The 17,735-nt window shown below is 60.2% G+C and carries 17 protein-coding genes; 7 read left to right on the forward strand and 10 right to left on the reverse strand.

All coding sequences use genetic code 11. The annotated features are described in order from the left end of the window. Positions 1-164 precede the first annotated feature (164 nt). From ACP_RS13305 to tdh, 3 genes are all read left to right on the forward strand, one after another. A complete protein-coding gene (locus ACP_RS13305; RefSeq protein ID WP_238525564.1) occupies positions 165-1,268 on the forward strand; it encodes a LacI family DNA-binding transcriptional regulator in 1,104 nt (367 codons plus the stop codon). Between the two features lie 90 nt (positions 1,269-1,358). Continuing rightward, a complete protein-coding gene (locus ACP_RS13310; protein ID WP_015897854.1) occupies positions 1,359-2,576 on the forward strand; it encodes an aldose 1-epimerase in 1,218 nt (405 codons plus the stop codon). Positions 2,577-2,709: 133 nt separating this feature from the next. Next, on the forward strand, positions 2,710-3,741 hold the full coding sequence (tdh, locus tag ACP_RS13315) for an L-threonine 3-dehydrogenase (RefSeq protein WP_015897855.1): 1,032 nt from the start codon (positions 2,710-2,712) through the stop codon (positions 3,739-3,741). A gap of 45 nt (positions 3,742-3,786) precedes the next feature. Here the strand turns inward: tdh and ACP_RS13320 are convergent, their stop codons facing one another. Beyond that, positions 3,787-6,063, reverse strand: a complete 2,277-nt coding sequence (locus tag ACP_RS13320) for a TonB-dependent receptor (protein WP_052294818.1) — start codon at positions 6,061-6,063, stop codon at positions 3,787-3,789. A gap of 127 nt (positions 6,064-6,190) precedes the next feature. Further along, complete coding sequence (locus ACP_RS13325) at positions 6,191-7,306, reverse strand: VWA domain-containing protein (protein WP_041839576.1); 1,116 nt, start codon at positions 7,304-7,306, stop codon at positions 6,191-6,193. A 272-nt stretch (positions 7,307-7,578) separates the two neighbouring features. On the opposite strand from ACP_RS13325, the gene ACP_RS13330 reads away from it, so the two are divergent. Both ACP_RS13330 and ACP_RS13335 read left to right on the forward strand, forming a co-directional pair. Further along, positions 7,579-8,508, forward strand: coding sequence for a ferritin-like domain-containing protein (locus ACP_RS13330; RefSeq protein ID WP_202944471.1), 930 nt, complete (start codon positions 7,579-7,581; stop codon positions 8,506-8,508). Between the two features lie 10 nt (positions 8,509-8,518). Continuing rightward, a complete protein-coding gene (locus tag ACP_RS13335) occupies positions 8,519-9,433 on the forward strand; it encodes a ferritin-like domain-containing protein (RefSeq protein ID WP_015897859.1) in 915 nt (304 codons plus the stop codon). A gap of 77 nt (positions 9,434-9,510) precedes the next feature. Here ACP_RS13335 and ACP_RS17450 read toward each other — a convergent pair whose 3' ends face one another. The 4 genes from ACP_RS17450 to ACP_RS13355 all read right to left on the reverse strand — a co-directional run bounded on the left by ACP_RS17450 (position 9,511) and on the right by ACP_RS13355 (position 11,819). Further along, positions 9,511-10,293 (reverse strand): PIG-L deacetylase family protein, encoded by a 783-nt coding sequence (locus tag ACP_RS17450; RefSeq protein WP_015897860.1) that lies wholly within the window; start codon positions 10,291-10,293, stop codon positions 9,511-9,513. Continuing rightward, on the reverse strand, positions 10,290-11,000 hold the full coding sequence (locus ACP_RS13345) for a ribonuclease HII (RefSeq protein ID WP_015897861.1): 711 nt from the start codon (positions 10,998-11,000) through the stop codon (positions 10,290-10,292). Before ACP_RS13345 ends, ACP_RS17450 begins: the two co-directional genes overlap by 4 nt. Positions 11,001-11,130: 130 nt before the next feature. Next, positions 11,131-11,484, reverse strand: coding sequence for a 50S ribosomal protein L19 (rplS, locus tag ACP_RS13350; RefSeq protein ID WP_015897862.1), 354 nt, complete (start codon positions 11,482-11,484; stop codon positions 11,131-11,133). Between the two features lie 65 nt (positions 11,485-11,549). Continuing rightward, positions 11,550-11,819 (reverse strand): DUF2164 domain-containing protein, encoded by a 270-nt coding sequence (locus ACP_RS13355; RefSeq protein ID WP_202944472.1) that lies wholly within the window; start codon positions 11,817-11,819, stop codon positions 11,550-11,552. A gap of 52 nt (positions 11,820-11,871) precedes the next feature. On the opposite strand from ACP_RS13355, the gene ACP_RS13360 reads away from it, so the two are divergent. Further along, positions 11,872-12,723: a phosphatase PAP2 family protein gene (locus ACP_RS13360; RefSeq protein WP_169305981.1), complete on the forward strand. Its 852-nt coding sequence runs from the start codon at positions 11,872-11,874 to the stop codon at positions 12,721-12,723. Between the two features lie 27 nt (positions 12,724-12,750). Here the strand turns inward: ACP_RS13360 and trmD are convergent, their stop codons facing one another. The 4 genes from trmD to rpsP form a co-directional block, all read right to left on the reverse strand. Further along, positions 12,751-13,569, reverse strand: a complete 819-nt coding sequence (gene trmD, locus ACP_RS13365) for a tRNA (guanosine(37)-N1)-methyltransferase TrmD (RefSeq protein ID WP_015897865.1) — start codon at positions 13,567-13,569, stop codon at positions 12,751-12,753. Positions 13,570-13,577: 8 nt separating this feature from the next. Further along, complete coding sequence (rimM, locus tag ACP_RS13370) at positions 13,578-14,219, reverse strand: ribosome maturation factor RimM (RefSeq protein ID WP_015897866.1); 642 nt, start codon at positions 14,217-14,219, stop codon at positions 13,578-13,580. Between the two features lie 5 nt (positions 14,220-14,224). Further along, a complete protein-coding gene (locus ACP_RS13375; protein WP_015897867.1) occupies positions 14,225-14,503 on the reverse strand; it encodes a KH domain-containing protein in 279 nt (92 codons plus the stop codon). 134 nt (positions 14,504-14,637) lie between these two features. Then, on the reverse strand, positions 14,638-14,880 hold the full coding sequence (rpsP, locus tag ACP_RS13380) for a 30S ribosomal protein S16 (protein WP_041839579.1): 243 nt from the start codon (positions 14,878-14,880) through the stop codon (positions 14,638-14,640). A gap of 430 nt (positions 14,881-15,310) precedes the next feature. On the opposite strand from rpsP, the gene ACP_RS13385 reads away from it, so the two are divergent. Continuing rightward, on the forward strand, positions 15,311-17,710 hold the full coding sequence (locus tag ACP_RS13385; RefSeq protein WP_015897869.1) for a PAS domain S-box protein: 2,400 nt from the start codon (positions 15,311-15,313) through the stop codon (positions 17,708-17,710). The last annotated feature ends 25 nt before the right edge of the window (positions 17,711-17,735 follow it).

Here is a 17,735-nt window from a genome sequence, read left to right on the forward strand (position 1 = left end):
CCGGAAAAGGTTGTCACGCATGGGTAGAAGTGGCAGCATGATAGGGAATAGAAAACATTTCCTGGGCACGGCGGTACGGCACACGAAGGCCGGCATTATGTTCGCAGCATGTTTTTTCATGCCGGCTTTCGAGACTCGCTTCTGACTTGGGACGACAGAGGTCTATGCCGAGAAAGTCAACCAGGGCTACAACGGAAGCGGACCAGCAGAACAAGCGGATGGATATTCGCACCATCGCGCGGGTTGCCAACGTCTCCATCGCCACGGTTTCCCGCACGATCAATCATGTGCCCACGGTCAACCCCAAGATCGCCAAGCGCGTCTGGGAAGTGATCGAGGAGCTGAATTACTTTCCAAACACGCAGGCGCGGGCGCTGGTCTCAGGCCGCAGCAAAATCTTTGGCCTCATCATCTCTGAGATCACCAATCCCTTCTTCCCTGAGCTGATTCAGGGCTTTGAAGATGTCGCTATCGAGAGCGGTTACGAGATTCTGGTCAGCTCGACCAACTATGACCCCAAGCGCATGGCGCAGTGCATTCGCCGCATGCTGGAGCGCAAGGTCGAGGGCGTGGCCGTGATGACCTTCGGCATTGAAGAGCCGCTGCTCGATCAACTGGCGCAGCGCAACATTCCGCTGGTGTTCATTGATGTGGGTCCGCCCAGCCCGGGAGTCTCGCTGCTGAAGGTGGATTATCAGCACGGCATCCGGCAGGGTGTGCAGCATCTGGCGGCGCTGGGGCACCGCAAAATCTCGTTCATCACGGGCCCGTTGCGCCTGCACTCGGCGCAGTCGCGCCTCGCGGCCTTTACCAAATCGCTCAAAGAGTGCGGCATCACGCCGCATCCGGAGTGGATTGTGGAAGGCGACCACACGCTTGAGGGCGGCGTCGCGGCGGCTGAAAAGCTGCTGGCCTTTGACGAGAGCCCCACGGCGATCATGTGCTCGAACGATATGACGGCGATCGGCGTGCTGCATCACATGTACCGCGCCAATCTGCGCGTGCCCGACGATATGTCGGTGATGGGCTTTGACAACATTCACATCGCCGAGGTCACCACGCCTCCGTTGACGACCATTCAGATGTCGCGCTTTGAACTGGCGCGCGCGGCCGTCACTGCGCTGCGAGCGCAGGTGGAGAGCGCCTCGTCGCTTGCTCCGCAAAGAGAGTACAAGATTGCGACCGAGCTGGTGGTGCGCGAGTCCACCGGCTTTCCTAAGGGCACACTGCCGCAGGTGCCGAAGCGTCCGCGAAAGAGCAAGGCCTGAGCGTACCGCCGTTCGTTTGACAGCCTGATAGGCGGAAATCTATAACCGGTGTCTGGGGAAAACGATTACCGCAAGCACTGAGAGGTGAAGATGTCCCGTTCCTACCGCCTGCTGTCTCTGGCCGCGGCCGCGCTGATTGCCGTCACCGGCTGCCAGAAAAAGTCCTCCACTGCAGCTTCCGCGAGTCCTTCGGCGAAGCCTGCCACGGCTTCCACGGCACAACCGACCGAAGTCAATGGCGAACCGGTCGTACATCTCAAGCGACAGCAGAGTGGCGACCAGCCGCAGTTTCTTGGCGCCACCATTCTTCCCGGCCACGGAATGAATGTCTTCCAGATCAAGGCTTACTTTCCGGGACTGGGTGTCTTTCATGTGCTGCATGCGCCGTCTTTGGCCGTAGCGAACACGCAGTACTACGGCACAGCAAGCGATGCTTATGGGGATGACAGCTTTGCGTTCGGCGGCGCCTTCCTGGTGCCTTATCCGAACCGCATTCTTGGGCCGCTCTCGCCCGACGGCAAGACCATCACCACCTACTGGCGCGGCCACAAGCTGGTGCTGCCGGCCAACTGGCACAACAGCGCTCATCCTGACCAGGACAAGCATGCGATGCACGGCCTCATTCTCAAAGAGCAGGCCCGCAACGTGCAGGTGCAGAAGACCGCCAATGGCGAAACGCTGACTGCGGACATGAAGGATGCTTTTGGCGGCCAGTGGCTCTCAAAGACCGATCTGCACTTTCAGATTGCTTTGACCGCCGATGCCGTCGATGCGCAGATCACGGCGAAAAATGTTGGCAAGCAAGACGAGCCCATCTCGATGGCCTGGCACCCGTATCTGAACATTCCCAGCGGGCAGCATGCGCAAACGCGGCTCTATGTGCCGGCGGACATGCACACCGAGGTGAACAACTATCAGGATGTCTTCCCGACCGGAAAGAGCACGCCGGTGAAGGGAACTCGTTTTGACTTCAATGTGCCGGGCGGACGCCCGCTCGACGAGGGCTATCTCGACGACAACTGGTCCAACATTCATCGCAAGGATGGCAAGGTGGTGGTTTCCATCATGGACCCGGCCTCGAACTACGGCATCAGCGAGATTGGCTTCTCGCCGCAGATTCGCACCATCCAGGTCTATTCGCCGCCGAAGGCGAAGTTTGCCGTCGTCGAAGAGCAGTTCAACTTTGCCGATCCCTTTGGCAAGGAGTGGCATGGCCGGAACACCGGCATGGTGACGCTCAAGCCGGGGCAGTCCGTCACCTGGCATGTGCAGCTCAAGATGTTTGAGCTGAACGCAAAGAAGAAATAGCCACGCGCCTGCTGCCTCTCTAGTGAAGCGCAATGAGCCGGAGCGAGCCTCCGGCTCTTTGCTTTGGCGGCAGAGGCATGCACAATCGCGCGGCATGTCGTACGCTAATAAGTTCTGCTCTGAGGGAGAGACCATGCGAGCGTTAGTCAAGAGCCGCGCCGAGCGCGGATTGTGGCTGGAAGATGTGCCGGTTCCTGAGATTGGCATCAACGATGTGCTCATCCGCGTGCATCGCACCGGCATCTGCGGCACCGATGTACATATTTATAACTGGGATGAGTGGGCGCAGCAGACCATCCCCGTGCCCATGGCGATCGGCCATGAGTTCGTGGGCGAGATTGCGGCCATTGGCTCGAACGTCAACGACTTCAAGGTAGGGGACCTGGTCTCGGGTGAGGGGCATGTGGTGTGTGGGCGCTGCCGCAACTGCCTGGCGGGCCGCCGTCATCTCTGCGCCGCGACGCTGGGCGTAGGCGTCAACCGGCCGGGCGCGTTTGCAGAATATATTTCGCTGCCCATGACCAACATCTGGCGGCACAATCCCGGCATGTCGGAAGAGATTGCTGCCATTTTTGATCCCTTTGGCAATGCTGTGCATACGGCGCTCACGTTTCCTGTGCTGGGCGAAGACGTGCTCATCACCGGCGCCGGGCCGATCGGCCTGATGACGATCCCCATCGTGCGCCATGCCGGAGCACGGCATGTGGTCGTGACCGATCTGAATCCCTTCCGGCTGGAACTGGCGCGCTCCATGGGCGCCACGCTGGCCATTGATCCCACGAAGACGCCGGTGGCCGAGGCGCAAAAGCAACTCGGCATGCAGGAGGGCTTCGACGTGGGGCTTGAGATGTCGGGCAGCCGCGCCGGCTTTGTGGAGATGATTGAGAACATGTGCCATGGCGGCAAGATTGCCATGCTCGGCATTCCGGCCAAGCCCATGGAGATTGACTGGCGCAAGGTGATCTTCAACATGATCACCATCAAGGGCATCTATGGTCGCGAGATGTATGAGACCTGGTACAAGATGTCAGTGCTGGTGGACTCGGGCGTCGATATTTCGCCCGTGATCACGCACCGCTATTCGCACAAGGAGTTTGAGAAGGGATTTGCCGCGATGATGAGCGGCGAGACCGGCAAGGTCATTCTCGACTGGACTGACGTGTAACGAAAAACTCCCCGGGCTTTATTTAAGACCCGGGGAGTTCTGTTTCTAGAAGTGGAAGTTGTAGCGGACTTCTCCATAGACCTCAGGTGGCGCGTTGTAGTGGAAGCCGCCAAAGGTCAGACTGTTGTCGAGCAGCACGCGGCTATCGTCAACATTCAGCGCCGTGATGCTTGCTTCATACTTGCTGCCGAAGTGCTTGCCGGCCGCCAGGTCGATGGTCGTGTGCTGCGGCAGATAGTTTCCCGGATACTGTGCAGTCTGCACGCCATTTGAAAAACCTGATCCGTAATACACATTGATCGACGCGTAGCTCTGGCTGGGCAGGTGCGCATTGTAGCCAGCGTTGAGCGTGTTGCGCTGGTCGTGGTCAAGCGGCGTGTAGGCCTGCGACGCAGCACAATCGGGCGAGTTGGGCGGATAGCAGATCAGCCCTCCGGTGATGGCCCCCCGTTGCTGCGCAAGCTGATTGGAGTAGGCCAGATGCACCTGCCCGTACTTCCACATTTGCGGCGAGCGCAACGTTAGCTCCCACGCCTGCACTAGTGCGCCGTCGATGGTGACGGGAATGAAGATGCTCGATTCGCCAATGTTGCTGTGATCCAGAAAGTTGTTGGCGCGCGTCTCAAAGGTGTCTGCTGAGAGCGTCCATCCCCGCAAGGGAATTGTCACACCAAACTGATGCTCTTCGTCGCGCTCACCATGCAGAGGCACAAAGCTGGTGTTGCTGGCCTGCGCGTACTGAAGCAGCGGGCCAGAGACGCTGGTGAGCGGCGGCGGCTGGTAAAAGCGCCCGTAGAATGCGCGGAATATCCAGTGCAGGCGAGGGATTTCGACGGCCAAGCCCACGCGGGGATACACATAGTTCTCTGTGACGTCCGCACTGAAATAAGACTCGCGCACTCCGCCGAAGAAGGTGACCCATTGCGAGGGTTTGTAACTGTCTTCGGCATAAAACTCCGCAATGCCGCCGGTGACGCGGTTGCGTTGTGCCACAGCCGGTGTGCCGTCGGCGAAAGTGGAGCCGAAGAAGTCATTCTCATGCTGTACATAGCTGTAGAGCCCGGCCTTGAGCGAGTTCTTTGCAATCACCGTGGCGATGGATGCCTGCAGTCCAGCATAGTTGCCGGTCTGGTCAGAGCTTGTAGCGGCGGGGGCATCGTTCTTTCCCGGTTGATAGTTGGCGCGGTTGTAGTGGTAGAAGGGCGACACGTTCAGAGTGGTCAGCGAATCGAAGCTATGTGCCCAGGTGAGCGCAATGAGGCCGTCGGTCTCATGCTCACCATCGCGAAGCTGGCTGGTCGGGTCTAACTGATTCTCGTAGTCACTAGGGTTGGGATCGTAGGGAATCTGATAATAGTCGGTACGAAGTTGAGAGACGACGCGAAGCTGATTCTTTGGGTTCGGGTTGTAGATGATCGAGTTGAATCCTCCGTAGCCGTTTTCAGCATCATGGTAGGGGTGAGCGACAGGCGGCATGAGTCCGTAACTGCTGCGGTTGCCATTGACACTCAGATACCAGGCAAAACGTTCGGTATGGTTGCCCAGGCTGATCTGATCGTTCGTCTGGCCATAATTGCCGGCGCTCAACACGAGTTGCCCCGCGCGGTTGTACTCGAAGCCAGTGCGCGGCACGATGTCCATCATGCCGTAGGTGCGGTCACCCAGATCGGCCTCATAGCTGCCTCTTTCTACATCGAGGTAGTCAATGTCTTTCGGATCGATGGCGGGCCCAATGTTGCTGGCAATGTTGGTATTGGGAATCTCCACGCCGTCGATGAGCCAGCTCAATTGATGGCCACCGCGCATGTGCAGCATGTCATGCACCACATAGGCGCCGGGCACGTAGTCTGTGATCATGGCCAGGCTGTTGGTGCGGCTTGCACCGGGCGTTTGCGCAATGGTCTTGCGGCTGATGAGCGTGGTGGGCGTCATCGAGTCCGGACTCAACGCCGAGGCCTCAGCATGCACGGTGGTGGATTGCTGGACAGTGGCAACAGTCAGGGCAAAGTGCAGGACGGGCTGACTGTTTGCAGTGACTGTGACCTCTTGCTGCCGCGTGGCAAAGCCCGATGCCTTCACCGTGATGATGTAAACGCCCACCGGCACGCTGGCAAAGTGAAAGATGCCATCCGCTCCTGTTGCTTGGGCGAATTGCAGCGCCGAGTTCGCTGCTTTCAATGTGACGCGCGCCCCACGGATGGGCCGATGTGAGGGATCATGCACGACCCCATGGACAGGAGTGAGTATCGAGGCCTGAGCTGAGAGCGTTGCTGCCACCATGAGAATCAGAACAACGAGAAAACGTAACAGTAGGTTGCGCATATTAGGTTGCTTCAATGAGTAATGCATGGTTTAGCGCCAGTATAGGTTGGATGGAGGCTGTTCCTGCTGCGTCATAATGACGCAGCGGATACGCGGTGCGCCGGGGATTGCCTCGCTTTTCGGGCTGCTATTCGTCGCCGAGCCAGTAGCCTTCTGTCATTTGTATCGTCACGTCTTTTTGTTTCGGCTTGAGCCGGATGTGATGAAAGCCCGGCTCCGTGGCTGTCTGCGTGCGCGTGTATTGCAGCATGTCTGCCTCATTCAGTTGCTGCATCACTCTTGCGAAAATGCGCGGCAAGCCTTGCCTGCGGCTATCAAACATTTCACCGCCGGTGCGATTGCAAATATCCTCGAGCATTTTTCTGCCGTCGACGCGCCGCTCGCCAGATGGCGCAGGCATCGGATTGTCTGTGCCACCCCCTGGATATCCACCGGGATAGGTGCCCGGATATCCTCCCGGATAATTCCCGGAATAGCCGCCGCGATTGCCGTTTGTTCTGTTCGATGGACGGAACTCCACCGGCGGGCGGCCGCCTTTGAAGTAGATGGCGTAGACGGCCACGCCTGCCCTTTGTGCGGCTTCCACTGCGCCATTCAGCGTGGTCTTGCTGCCCTGGTCAATGCCGTCGCTCAGCACCACGATGACTTTTCTTCCGGCTGTGGTATTGAGGACGTTGTGGGTTGCGAGATAAATCGCATCATAGAGCGCAGCGCCTGAGGCTTTGGCGTGACGCCCCTTGTTCGCGGTCGAGTCTGCGTTACTGTCGCCATGGAACTGTGCCACACCCACCTGCGAAAGCGCCTGCTGCGCCTTGCTCGCGCTGGCAGATGGGTCTTCGAGCAGATCAACGTCGCGGTTGAATTGAACTACAAACACCCTAGGTGCGCTGCCGGATGCATGCGCGCTCAGCAGGCTATTTAGAAATTGTTTGCTCGCATGCACTTTTTCATGAAGTGCGCTGCTCTGCCCGGGGCCTGTCTCGAACAGGAGGCCAACCGTGAGCGGCAGGCTGGTGTCAGGCGCGAAGGATTGAATGGTCTGGGGATGCGTATTGTCGGTCAGCGTGAAGTCCTCTGCTGTCAGCAGTGGCAGCAGTTCTCCATGCTTGCCATGCACCACCACGGGCACAGTAATGACAGCATTTTGAGGCTCCTCCCGCACTCCGGTCTGCGCTCGCAAGGGCAATAGAAGTCCCAGTGCGGCGAGCGTGATCCACAGCGTATATCGCAGAGAAGGAAACATAGGTTCAGAGAATTGCTACGAAAGTAGTATCCGCCATTTTTCAACGCGGCGGAGCGGTTGAGATCCCCAAGCCGCCCAGGGTTGCCTGCTCCTCGGTACTTCGACATGTGTTTTATGAATAGAATTCTGGTCTTTCTGTTCGTGACATCGACCCATGATGGGATGAAACTCTTTTTCTCGTAAGACTCCATCCGTTCGGCATCCGCCCCGCGTATTGCAACCGTGAGCCCGGGAGAAAGTGCCGGGGCATCATTCTTCTGGAGGTCAGAATCGTGAAGAAGCTCGATGAGCTGCTTGAGCGAAGGAGCGTTTCGCGCCGCAAATTTCTAGCGGGAATCGGCGTGAGCGCAGGGGTTGCCGCAGCAGGAATTGCTGGCTGCAGCAGCGGAAACAGCATGGCCAACAATATGACCAATAACACGACGAACAGCGGTGGCGGAGGCGGCACCAGTTCATCGATCACGGATGCTGATATCTTCAACTTTGCGTTGAACCTTGAATATCTCGAAGCAGAGTTTTATCTGCGCGCGGCCTATGGCATGGGGCTTTCTTCCTCTGACATCGGCGCAAATCCGGGCAACGTGACAGGCGGCTCACAAGTGAACTTCCAGTCGTCCGCGGTGAAGGCCTACGCGCTTGAAATCGCCAATGACGAGCAGACGCACGTGCAGTTTCTGCGGAAGCAGTTGGGCTCGGCGGCGGTGGATCGTCCAGCCATCGACTTCACGAATGCGTTCAATGCGGCGGCTTCGGCTGCGGGCATTGGCTCGACCTTTGATCCGTTCTCGAGCGATGACAACTTTCTGCTGGGCGCGTTTGTTTTCGAAGACGTAGGTGTCACCGCCTACCACGGCGCGGCAACGCTCCTGAGCAGCTCGGCCAACCTGGCGGCCGCGGCCGGCATTCTGGGGACTGAGGCTTATCACGCGGGCGAGATCCGCACGCTGATTGCGCAGGTCGGCGGCTCGGTGCTTACAGCGGCCACGCAGATTCAGGCCTTGCGCGCCACGGCTGGTGGCGGAGCGGAGACCACGCTCTCAGCGAGCACCATCGTGAATGCAGACTCCAGCTCTATCTCCTATGACCGCACGACCGATCAGGTGATGCACATCGTATACCTGAGTCCTTCGGCGGGAGTGGTCAGCAAGGGTGGATTCTTCCCGAATGGCCTCAACGGCACTATTTCAGCCACGGCTTCCTAAGGAGAGATCAATGGAAAACATCGATCAGATCGATCAGAAAGAGCTCATGCAGGCGGTCGAAGAAAGGCGCGCCTCGCGACGCAAGGCCATGCTGCTGGGCGGCGCCGCACTCGCCGGAATGGCATTGACCCGCAGCGCCTTTGCCCAGACCATCACCGACGCAGACATTCTCAATTTTGCGTTGAACCTCGAATTTCTCGAAGCGCAGTACTACACGCTGGCCACCACCGGAACGACCATTGACGTGGCGGCTGGCATCTCCACCAAGGGCGGTGATGGCTCGGCCGGCGGAAGCGTCACGGTGAAGGCAAATCCAAAAGTAACTTTCTCTGATACCTTTACGCAGGACTTCGCGATGGAAGTGGCGATGGATGAGCAGAACCACGTGAAGTTTTTGCAGACCAACCTCAGCACCTCCGCTGTCGCTATGCCCAACATCGATCTGATGAACAGCTTCAATGCGCTGGCACAGGCTGCGGGGCTGGGATCGAGCTTTGATCCCTTCGCGAGCCAGACTAACTTCCTGCTGGGTGCGTTCATCTTTGAAGACGTCGGCGTCACGGCCTATCAGGGCGCGGCTCCGGCAATCTCAAACAAGACTTATCTCGACAAGGCCGTGGGCATTCACAATGTGGAGGCCTATCACGCGGCCAGCATCCGCACGCGCATCTTCCAGGCTGGCTCGAGTGCGATGCAGGCTTCGCAGATGATCGCGATGACGCGCGCCAAACTCGACGGTTCCAACAACGACGACATGGGCGTCAGCGTGGACAGCAACGGTGCGGCGACGATTGTCGATGCCGATGCGACCGCGCGTACCTATGCACGCACCACCTCGCAGGTGCTCTCCATCGTGTACGGCGGGGGAGCGGCCGGCAAGGGCGGAGCATTTTTCCCCAGTGCGCTGAATGGCACCATCAAGTAAGAACACATTTCGTTTGCAATTCAAAAGGCCGGAGAAGATTTCTCCGGCCTTTGTTTCTTTTGATAATGGCGTTTTGCTCAGTCTTCGCGAATGCCCTCAAAGAGCCCCGCATCGTCGGCGATGTGGAGCAGGCCCGGCGCGGCGGCGAGCAGATAGCGCTCCCGCTCGAAATGTTCGCGAATACTATCGCCCACCCTTGCAATCACGCCGCGCTGTGTCTCATGCTGCAGAAATGCCTGGAACTTGCGCTCTCCGAGCGGGCCCAGTTCCATGGACAACGACCACGGCACGGTGGGCGAGCCATTCAGCTCAGGGCGTGCGCGCACGGAAACAAACGGGGTGCTGCTGTAGTAGAGCTTTTGCGGCGTATAAGGCGTTAACCGCTCGCCGGCGAAGGCGACTCCAATCTGCTCGGGAAAAAACTCAGGCCGTCCAGCCCAGTGAAAAGCCGCCGTTGTGGCCATGGAGACCACGATGTGGTCGCGATGCAGGTTGACGCCGCCATCGCCGCCAAAGGTGAGCACCACCTGCGGCCGCCAGCGCCGGATGCGCGCCACCACATCGCCCACCAGCTCGTAGAACTTTTCATGCGCCAGTTGGCCGTCAGGATAGTCGAGCACCTCGTAGCGCGTGATGTCGAGCACCTCGCAGGCAGCCTTCAACTCGGCGCGGCGCTTTTGTCCGAGCGCCCCATTGTCCTCTGCGCCTTCGCGAAAATGCGCGGCCTGGCCATCGGTGAGGCAGACGAGCGTGGTTTCAAATCCCTGTTGGCTGGCCAGCATGAGGGCGCCGCCAAAGGCGCCGCTTTCGTCGTCGGGGTGGGCCGTCATGCAAAGCAGGCGGCGAGCGGCAGTGGTCAAATCATGGACTCCTGGGCAGAAGATTCTTCGTTCAAAAACAGTTCCGACTGGGTGACGGGAGCAAAGCTCTTCCGGTGCAGCGGAGTGGGGCCATACTGCAGTAGCGCGGCCTTGTGCCGGGGCGTGCCGTAGCCTTTGTGCGCGTCCAGTCCATACTCGGGATAGAGCGCGTGCAGCTCGCATACCAGCCGATCGCGGTAGACTTTTGCGACCACCGAGGCCGCGGCGATCGACAGCGAGAGGGAATCGCCATAAATGATGCTGGTTTGCGCGCAGGGGTGATCAATGCGCATGGCATCGATGAGCAGGTGATCCGGCTCGGGTTGCAGCAGCTCCACTGCGCGCAGCATGGCCAGCCGCGTGGCCTGGTAGATGTTGATGCGGTCGATGGTCTCCACATCTACTTCTGCAATCGCCACGGCGATGGCGCAGGCATGCACCTCGGTGGCCAGCCGCTCGCGATCAGAGACACGCAGTTGTTTGGAGTCGCGCAAGCCCTCGAGCCGAATGCGGGACGGCAGAATAACTGCGGCGGCGACGACGGGACCAAAGAGCGCGCCCCGTCCGACTTCATCTACGCCTGCGATGGCGGTTGCGCCCTGCTGCCGCGCCTGGCGCTCATAGCGGTCGCCGCAGACCAGTTGGCGCAGCATGCGTTGCTTGAGCGTCGCGGGCGAAACAGATCTGGAGGCGGAACGCGGAGGCACGTCTTCAGTTTAGTGCTTTGCCGCGCTCCCAGCGACCGGGCAGACAAACGCCCCGGCTGGAGGCCGAGGCGTTGGGTGAAAACATGAGCCGGAGACAAGCGTCCCGCAGGCGGCACAGGCCGCTGAGGGGCTAGCTGCGCTCGACTTCCTTGAGGCGGGCTGCTTTGCCCCGGAGTCCGCGCAGGTAGAACAGCTTGGCGCGGCGCACCTTGGACGAGCGAACCTTGACCACGCTGTCGATGACCTTTGAGTTAAAGGGGAAAATACGCTCCACGCCCTGGCCAAAGCTGATCTTGCGGACGGTAAAGCTTCCCTGCGCGCCATTCTTGCGGGCAATCACAACGCCCTCAAAGGCCTGAAGGCGTTCTTTTTCGCCTTCCTTGATCTTGACTTGCACGCGCACCGTATCGCCCGGCACAAAAGCGGGCAGGTCGGTACGATTGATTTTCTCGGCAAGCCGTTGCATGACTGGATGAATAGACATAGTTCTTCCCTGACAATTGACTCAGAATTTTTAGTTTACAAGAAAATGGACGGTTTGCGGGGTCCCTAGCGCCGTTTCTTCTGTCCCGCCGCCACTTTTCGCCAGTATGGGAACTCTTCGGCGTACAGTTCTCCGGTCAAATCGGCCGCTCTCTGCTGCATTCTGGTCTGGGCGTCGGCGATGGCGCGGTTGTAGATGGCCGGCCCAATCTCTTCCAGAATGAAATTCAGCAGCAGCCCGGCCCCCAGCTCCGCCAGCGGCTCAGAGAAGTTAGCCTCAGAGTACCTCCGAATCGACGCAATCGCCTCGGCGCGTGTTGCCTTGTCGAGTTCCATGACCACAATGTCATCCTTTCCGCTGCGAATTCATAGCCCTGTAATATTTATCGTGAATTTGTTGGCACTTTATCCCGACTGGAGATTCATCCCCCTGCGTCCCTCGTTCAAGTTCCGTCTTCTGCTGGCCTTGTGCTGCGGCACTCTGCTCTGCAGTTCCGCTGCTCTGGCGGCCAGCGCTCCTGGCCTTCCTTCGCTGCCCGATGCTCCTGCCAGCCATCTTGACCAGCATTCGGCGGTCACCATCCGGAATGCCCCTGTTCAGGTGCTGCATCAACAGGCGGCTATCTGGACCAGTCCGGCGCGCATGACCCGCCGCGATCTGCTGTGGCTGGGGCCGCTGGCCGTGGCCACCGGTGTGGGCATTGCCACGGACCACCACACCATGAGTTCGGTGGTCAGCCGTGATCCCACGTTCAATCAGGACAACGTCAACGTCTCAAACGCGCTCATCGGCGGCATGATCGCGGCTCCTGTCGCATTCTACGGCTGGGGGCATTTCGAGGGCGACACGCATGCGCGCGAAACCGGCATTCTCGGCGCGGAAGCGCTCGTGGACGGCGTGGTCGTCGAGCAGGGCATGAAGCTGGTCTTCTGGCGCGAGCGCCCGGCTCTGCACAATGCGCGCGGCCATTTCTTTGAGGGCGATGCTGGTGTCGATGGCTCCTTCCCGTCGTCGCATGCTGTGCTGGCGTGGTCCTCGGCGGCGGTGATTGCGGGCGAGTATCACAACCCCTGGGCGCAGGTGGGCGTGTATTCCGCGGCATCCGCCATCAGCCTGACGCGTGTGCTCGGGCAGCAGCATTTCCCCACGGATGTGCTGGTGGGCAGCTCAGTGGGATGGCTGATTGGCCATTACGTCTACAAGCATTTTCACCGCTACAACTCGCCGCGGCTTCGCTAGCGGAAGCGCAACGCAAAAGGGCTGATCTTAGCCCTTTTGCAGTTGTCGCAAAAAGCGCCGGTCCTCGTCGCTGAGTTCCGCCGCTTCGAGCAGATCGGGGCGGTTGCGCAACGTCTTCTCGAGCGCCCGTTCGCGGCGCCAGCGGCGAATCTGATCATGATTGCCGCCTGCGAGTACATCGGGCACGGCCAGGCCGCGAAACTCCGCCGGGCGCGTGTAATGCGGGTAGTCGAGCAACCCTCCCGCGCCGTGCATCGAGAGCGGCGGCGCGCCCGCCTCCTGTGAAAACTGCCCATGCAGCTCTTCATGCGTAGGGCCAAAGCTCTCAAAGGCGCTGGAGGCCTCGTTGCCGAGCACCCCGGGCAGCAGCCGCATGGTGGCATCGACGATCACCGCCGCGCCTAGTTCGCCGCCCGAGAGCACGTAGTCGCCAATGGAGAGTTCCAGATCGCAGTGCAGCTCGTTGACGCGCTCATCCACGCCCTCATAGCGTCCGCAGATCAGTACCAGGCGCTCCATGCGGGCCAGATCGCGCGCCACGCGCTGGGTGAACTTCATGCCCTGAGCCGAGAGCAGCACGACGGCCTCGGGCTGCGGATCGCGGCTTCCCTTTGCCGCGAGGCCGAGGGATTCGAGCGCTTCGGTGATCGGTTCCGGCTTCAGTACCATGCCTTCGCCGCCGCCGAAGGGGCGGTCGTCCACGGTGCGATGACGGTCATGGGTAAAGTCGCGCAAGTCGTGGCAGGCGACGGACACTTGCCCCTGCGCGATGGCGCGCCGCAGCACGCCATGGCTGAAGACCGAGGTGAAGAAGTCAGGAAAGATGGTGAGAATGTCGAAGCGCATGCCAGGGCTCACTGGGAATCCGGCGGAGTGGCGTCCGCGCCGGTTATTGGCTTGCGAAGGCCGCGCTTGCGTGTCCTTCGCGCTCGCGGCTCGCGCGCGGTAGCGGTGCTGGCGTTAATCTCGAGCAGCCCTTCGGGCAGCCGCATCGTAATGCGCTTGCCCGTCGTATCGAGTTTGACCAGAAAGGCTTTCACAAAGGGAATCTCCGCTCGCTGCCCATTCTCACAATCGACGACGAGCAAATCCACATGCGAGGCCTGGCGGTCCACGTCCTGAACGATTCCTACTCGCTGGCCCGCAGCCTCATCCCACACATCGCAGCCGATCAGGTCGCTGATATACGCGGCGTCCTGATCGAGTGGTGCTCGCTCTGATTCTGGAATGACGACATCGAGCCCGCGCAGCATTTCGGCGGCATCAATGGAATCAATTCCGGCAAAGTGCAGCACGACACGATTCTGAGCCAGCCGGTAGCCGGCCAGTTCCATCTCGCGCGGCGCGGCGTCTGAGGCGGCATCGCGCGTGAGGAAGACGTGACGCCGCTCGGCAAACTTCTCGGGGAAGTCTGTGAGCAACTCGGCAATGACTTCTCCCCGGCGGCCCTGCGGGCGAACGATGTGCGCAAGCGTGACCCACGGGGAAGTCGGCATGGTGCTCACTCCGCGCCCGGCCGGTCCTCTTCGATGATGTCGAGGGTATAGCGGTGGTGGTGCTTCATGCTGACGGCACTAAGAATCGTTCGCATGGAGCGGGCTGTGCGGCCCTGTTTGCCGATCACCTTGCCGACATCCGAGGGGGCTACGCGCAGCCGCAGAACGGTGCTTTCGTCGTCCTCCTGGGCTTCCACTACCACAGCGGCAGGGTCGTCGACCAGGGCTTTCGCAATTTCTGTCACAAGCTGCTGCATGTTGTCGGGCCGGTCCTGATCCGTCATACACAGCCTCCCTTAATATGGCTGCCAAAAGCGCATGCCATGCCTAGGCGAATATTCGCAGAGGCATCGGCAGGCTGGCAAAACAAATTTCCAGATTTTTTGTGATTCAGGAAGGCTGTGCGGACCTGAAGCGATCAGGCGGCTGCGGGAGCCGGGTTCTGCTGCACCAGCTTGGCCACACGGTCTGACATCTGGGCGCCCTTGCCGGTCCAGTAGTCGATGCGGTCGCGCTTCAACTCTACTGAGGCCGGGTTGGTGCGGGGGTTGTAGGTGCCCACGACTTCCAGTGAACGGCCGTTGCGCGCGCTGCGCTTCTCAATCACAACAATGCGGTAGTAAGGCTGCTTGCGCGCACCCATGCGCGCCAGGCGAATCATAACCACGATGGAAAATCCTTTCAGGTGCAACTGTAACGGTGGAAGGGGGCGCACTTTGCCAGCCAGCCGCAGGGGCGGCCCGGCGCACGCATCTCCCAAACATTCAATATACCAGCATGTGCTGGATTTTTCCGCCGATTTTGCGAGCATGGCGTACGGAGTGAGGGCGGTGCGCCGCTGAGCCCGGCAGGCTTCAGTCAGAATGGCAGGAGCCTGACCCGGGCTGCAAGTCTCTCTCGATTTTCATGAGCTGAATGCTCCTGGAACGTAGCTCGAAGCAGGCAGCCGCCACTCATCGAACGATTACCAACGCCTGTAAAAACAGTTACTTACTCGGCACAAAAGCTGCTAGACTCCTCCCACCAATGGGGCAGGGAGCTGAAGGGCTGGTTCTGCAACAATAGCAATTGCCGGAAACTACAAAAGACCGATGATCTCCACCCTGAGCGCGATGGGACACGATGAGGCCGAACGCCTCAAATTGTTGCTCCAGCACGAAATTCTGGATACGCCACCCGATCCGGCCTTCGATGAGCTGCTGGATCTGGCCACCCAGTTCACGCGCGCGCCCTATGGCTATATCGGTTTCATGGATGCTAACCGCATCTGGTTCAAATCGCATCACGGCTTTGATGGAACCGAACTGCGGCGCTACTCCACCGCCTGCGAGCTGGTGCTGGCGCAGCGGCAATCCATTCTGGTGCCGGATACCGGGCGCGACCCACGCTTCACCGATGGCTTCGTCGCGCTGACTCCTTCGATTGCCTGCCGCTCCTATCTGGGCGCGCCACTGGTGGATTCTCACGGCGCTGTGCTGGGCACTCTTGCTTTGCTTTCGGACGAGACAGACTTCTTCCGCCCCGATCATCTGCGGATCGCGGAAACGCTGAGCCGCCAGGTGGTCACGCGGCTGGAATACTACAACCGCATGCGCATTCAGGACCGTTCCGCGCGTGCTCGCCAACGCGTCGAGCGGGCTCTGACCGTCGAGCGGAACTTTGTTTCCGCCGTGCTCGACACCATGAGCGCTCTGGTGCTGGTGCTTGATACCTCAGGCCGCATTGTGCGCTTCAATCGCTCGTGCGAAGAGATCTCCGGCTACTCCTTTGCGGAACTCGTCGGCCGCTCCTTCATTCGCGAAATGTTTTCCCCAGAGGACCGCGAGCGCGCGCAGCAGCTCTTTGAGCAGGCGCGGCAGGGAGCCTTGCAGGAAACATGGGAAATGCGCTGGAGGACGCGCGGCGGTGGTGTGCGCCGCATTGCCTGGGCCAGCACTACGCTCGCCGACCCCGCCGGCGAGGTCAACTTTGTGATTCTCACCGGCATGGATGTGACCCTGCAGGTGGAAGCGCAGAATGCCTTGCGCCTGAGCGAGACCCGCTACCGCCAGTTGGTCGAGGGCTCCCTGGGTATGGTCTGCACGCACGATGTGGAAGGCCGCCTGCTCTCCATCAATGCGCACGCTGCCGAGTCGTTGGGCTACACATCAGAAGAGATGGCCGGCCGCAAGCTGGTGGAATTCATTCCTCCGCAGCACCGGCCCGGATGGGCCGAGTATCTCAAGGCCATCAATGAAACCGGCGAGCATCAGGGCATGCTCAGCCTGCGGCGCAAGGATGGCGGCGTCTGCGTCATCACCTACCGCAACAAGCTCGTGCATTTTCCTGATATGGAGCCGTTCGTGCTCGGCCACGGCGTCGATGTGACGGAGAAAAACGAAGCCGAGCACCGCCTGCGCAACCTCACCCGCCAGCGAGAGTCAATTCTCGGCTCGGTCGGTGACGGCATCTTCGGCATGGACATGGAAGGCCGCATCACCTTTGTGAATCGCGCGGCTCTCGACATGGTCGGCTATGAGGAAGAGGAGGTCAGCGGCCGCGACATGCACGCGCTGCTCCATCACAGCCGCGCCGACGGCACTCCCTATCCGGTGGATTTATGCCCGATCTACAAAGCGCGCCAACTCGATTCGCCCATGCGCGTGGACGACGAAGTCTTCTGGCACAAGGATGGAACCTGCTTTCCCGTGGAGTATGTCGCTTGCCCGCTGGTCGATAACGGGCGCGTCAGCGGTATCGTGATCGCCTTCCAGGACATCACGGAGCGCCAGCGTCTGGACCGCATGAAGGATGAGTTCATCTCCACCGTGAGCCATGAGCTGCGCACGCCGCTGACCTCTTTGCGCGCGGCCCTGGGCCTCATTGCCGGGGGAGCGTTGCAGCGCCGTCCTGAGAAGGTGCAGCAGATGTTTGACGTGGCCATCGGCAACTGCGACCGCCTGGTGCGCCTGGTGAATGACATTCTCGACTTTGAGCGGCTGGGCAGCGGCAAAATGCAACTGCAATATGTGCAGATGCCGGCACGCGATCTGCTGCAGCGCGCCGTTGATCTGCAGCACTCCAGCGCGCAGAAGGCCAACATCACTTTGCGCGTCGAGGCCGAGCCCATGGACCTGTGGGTGGACGCTGACCGCATTCTGCAAACACTCGGCAATCTGATCAGCAATGCCATCAAGTTTTCTCCGGCCGGAGCCGACGTGCTGGTGCGAGCCAGCGTGCGTGGCAAGGCCGAGGCGGTCATCGAGGTGCGCGACCATGGCCGCGGCATTCCGCCCGAGAAGATCAGCCTGATCTTTGAGCGCTTCCAGCAGGTCGATGCCTCAGACTCGCGCGCCATGGGAGGCACCGGGCTTGGCCTCGCCATCTGCCGCCGCATCGTGCGCCAGCATGGCGGGCAAATCTGGGTCGAGAGCGAAGTGGGCAAGGGCAGCAGCTTCTTCTTCACCGTCGCTCGCAATGTCGCGGTGCTGCCCACGGCTTCTACCGCTTAGAACGCTCTATTTTCAGACAGCAAAA

This window comes from Acidobacterium capsulatum ATCC 51196 (genome assembly GCF_000022565.1).
GTDB classification, from domain to species: Bacteria; Acidobacteriota; Terriglobia; order Terriglobales; family Acidobacteriaceae; genus Acidobacterium; species Acidobacterium capsulatum.

Coding starts and splice junctions, on each gene's coding strand:
- ACP_RS13305 (WP_238525564.1), top strand. CDS start 165: ATGCCGAGAAAGTCAACCAGGGCTACAACGGAAGCGGACCAGCAGAAC.
- ACP_RS13310 (WP_015897854.1), top strand. CDS start 1,359: ATGTCCCGTTCCTACCGCCTGCTGTCTCTGGCCGCGGCCGCGCTGATT.
- tdh (WP_015897855.1), top strand. CDS start 2,710: ATGCGAGCGTTAGTCAAGAGCCGCGCCGAGCGCGGATTGTGGCTGGAA.
- ACP_RS13320 (WP_052294818.1), bottom strand. CDS start 6,063: ATGCGCAACCTACTGTTACGTTTTCTCGTTGTTCTGATTCTCATGGTG.
- ACP_RS13325 (WP_041839576.1), bottom strand. CDS start 7,306: ATGTTTCCTTCTCTGCGATATACGCTGTGGATCACGCTCGCCGCACTG.
- ACP_RS13335 (WP_015897859.1), top strand. CDS start 8,519: ATGGAAAACATCGATCAGATCGATCAGAAAGAGCTCATGCAGGCGGTC.
- rplS (WP_015897862.1), bottom strand. CDS start 11,484: ATGTCTATTCATCCAGTCATGCAACGGCTTGCCGAGAAAATCAATCGT.
- ACP_RS13355 (WP_202944472.1), bottom strand. CDS start 11,819: ATGGAACTCGACAAGGCAACACGCGCCGAGGCGATTGCGTCGATTCGG.
- trmD (WP_015897865.1), bottom strand. CDS start 13,569: ATGCGCTTCGACATTCTCACCATCTTTCCTGACTTCTTCACCTCGGTC.
- rimM (WP_015897866.1), bottom strand. CDS start 14,219: ATGCCGACTTCCCCGTGGGTCACGCTTGCGCACATCGTTCGCCCGCAG.
- ACP_RS13375 (WP_015897867.1), bottom strand. CDS start 14,503: ATGACGGATCAGGACCGGCCCGACAACATGCAGCAGCTTGTGACAGAA.
- rpsP (WP_041839579.1), bottom strand. CDS start 14,880: ATGATTCGCCTGGCGCGCATGGGTGCGCGCAAGCAGCCTTACTACCGC.
- ACP_RS13385 (WP_015897869.1), top strand. CDS start 15,311: ATGATCTCCACCCTGAGCGCGATGGGACACGATGAGGCCGAACGCCTC.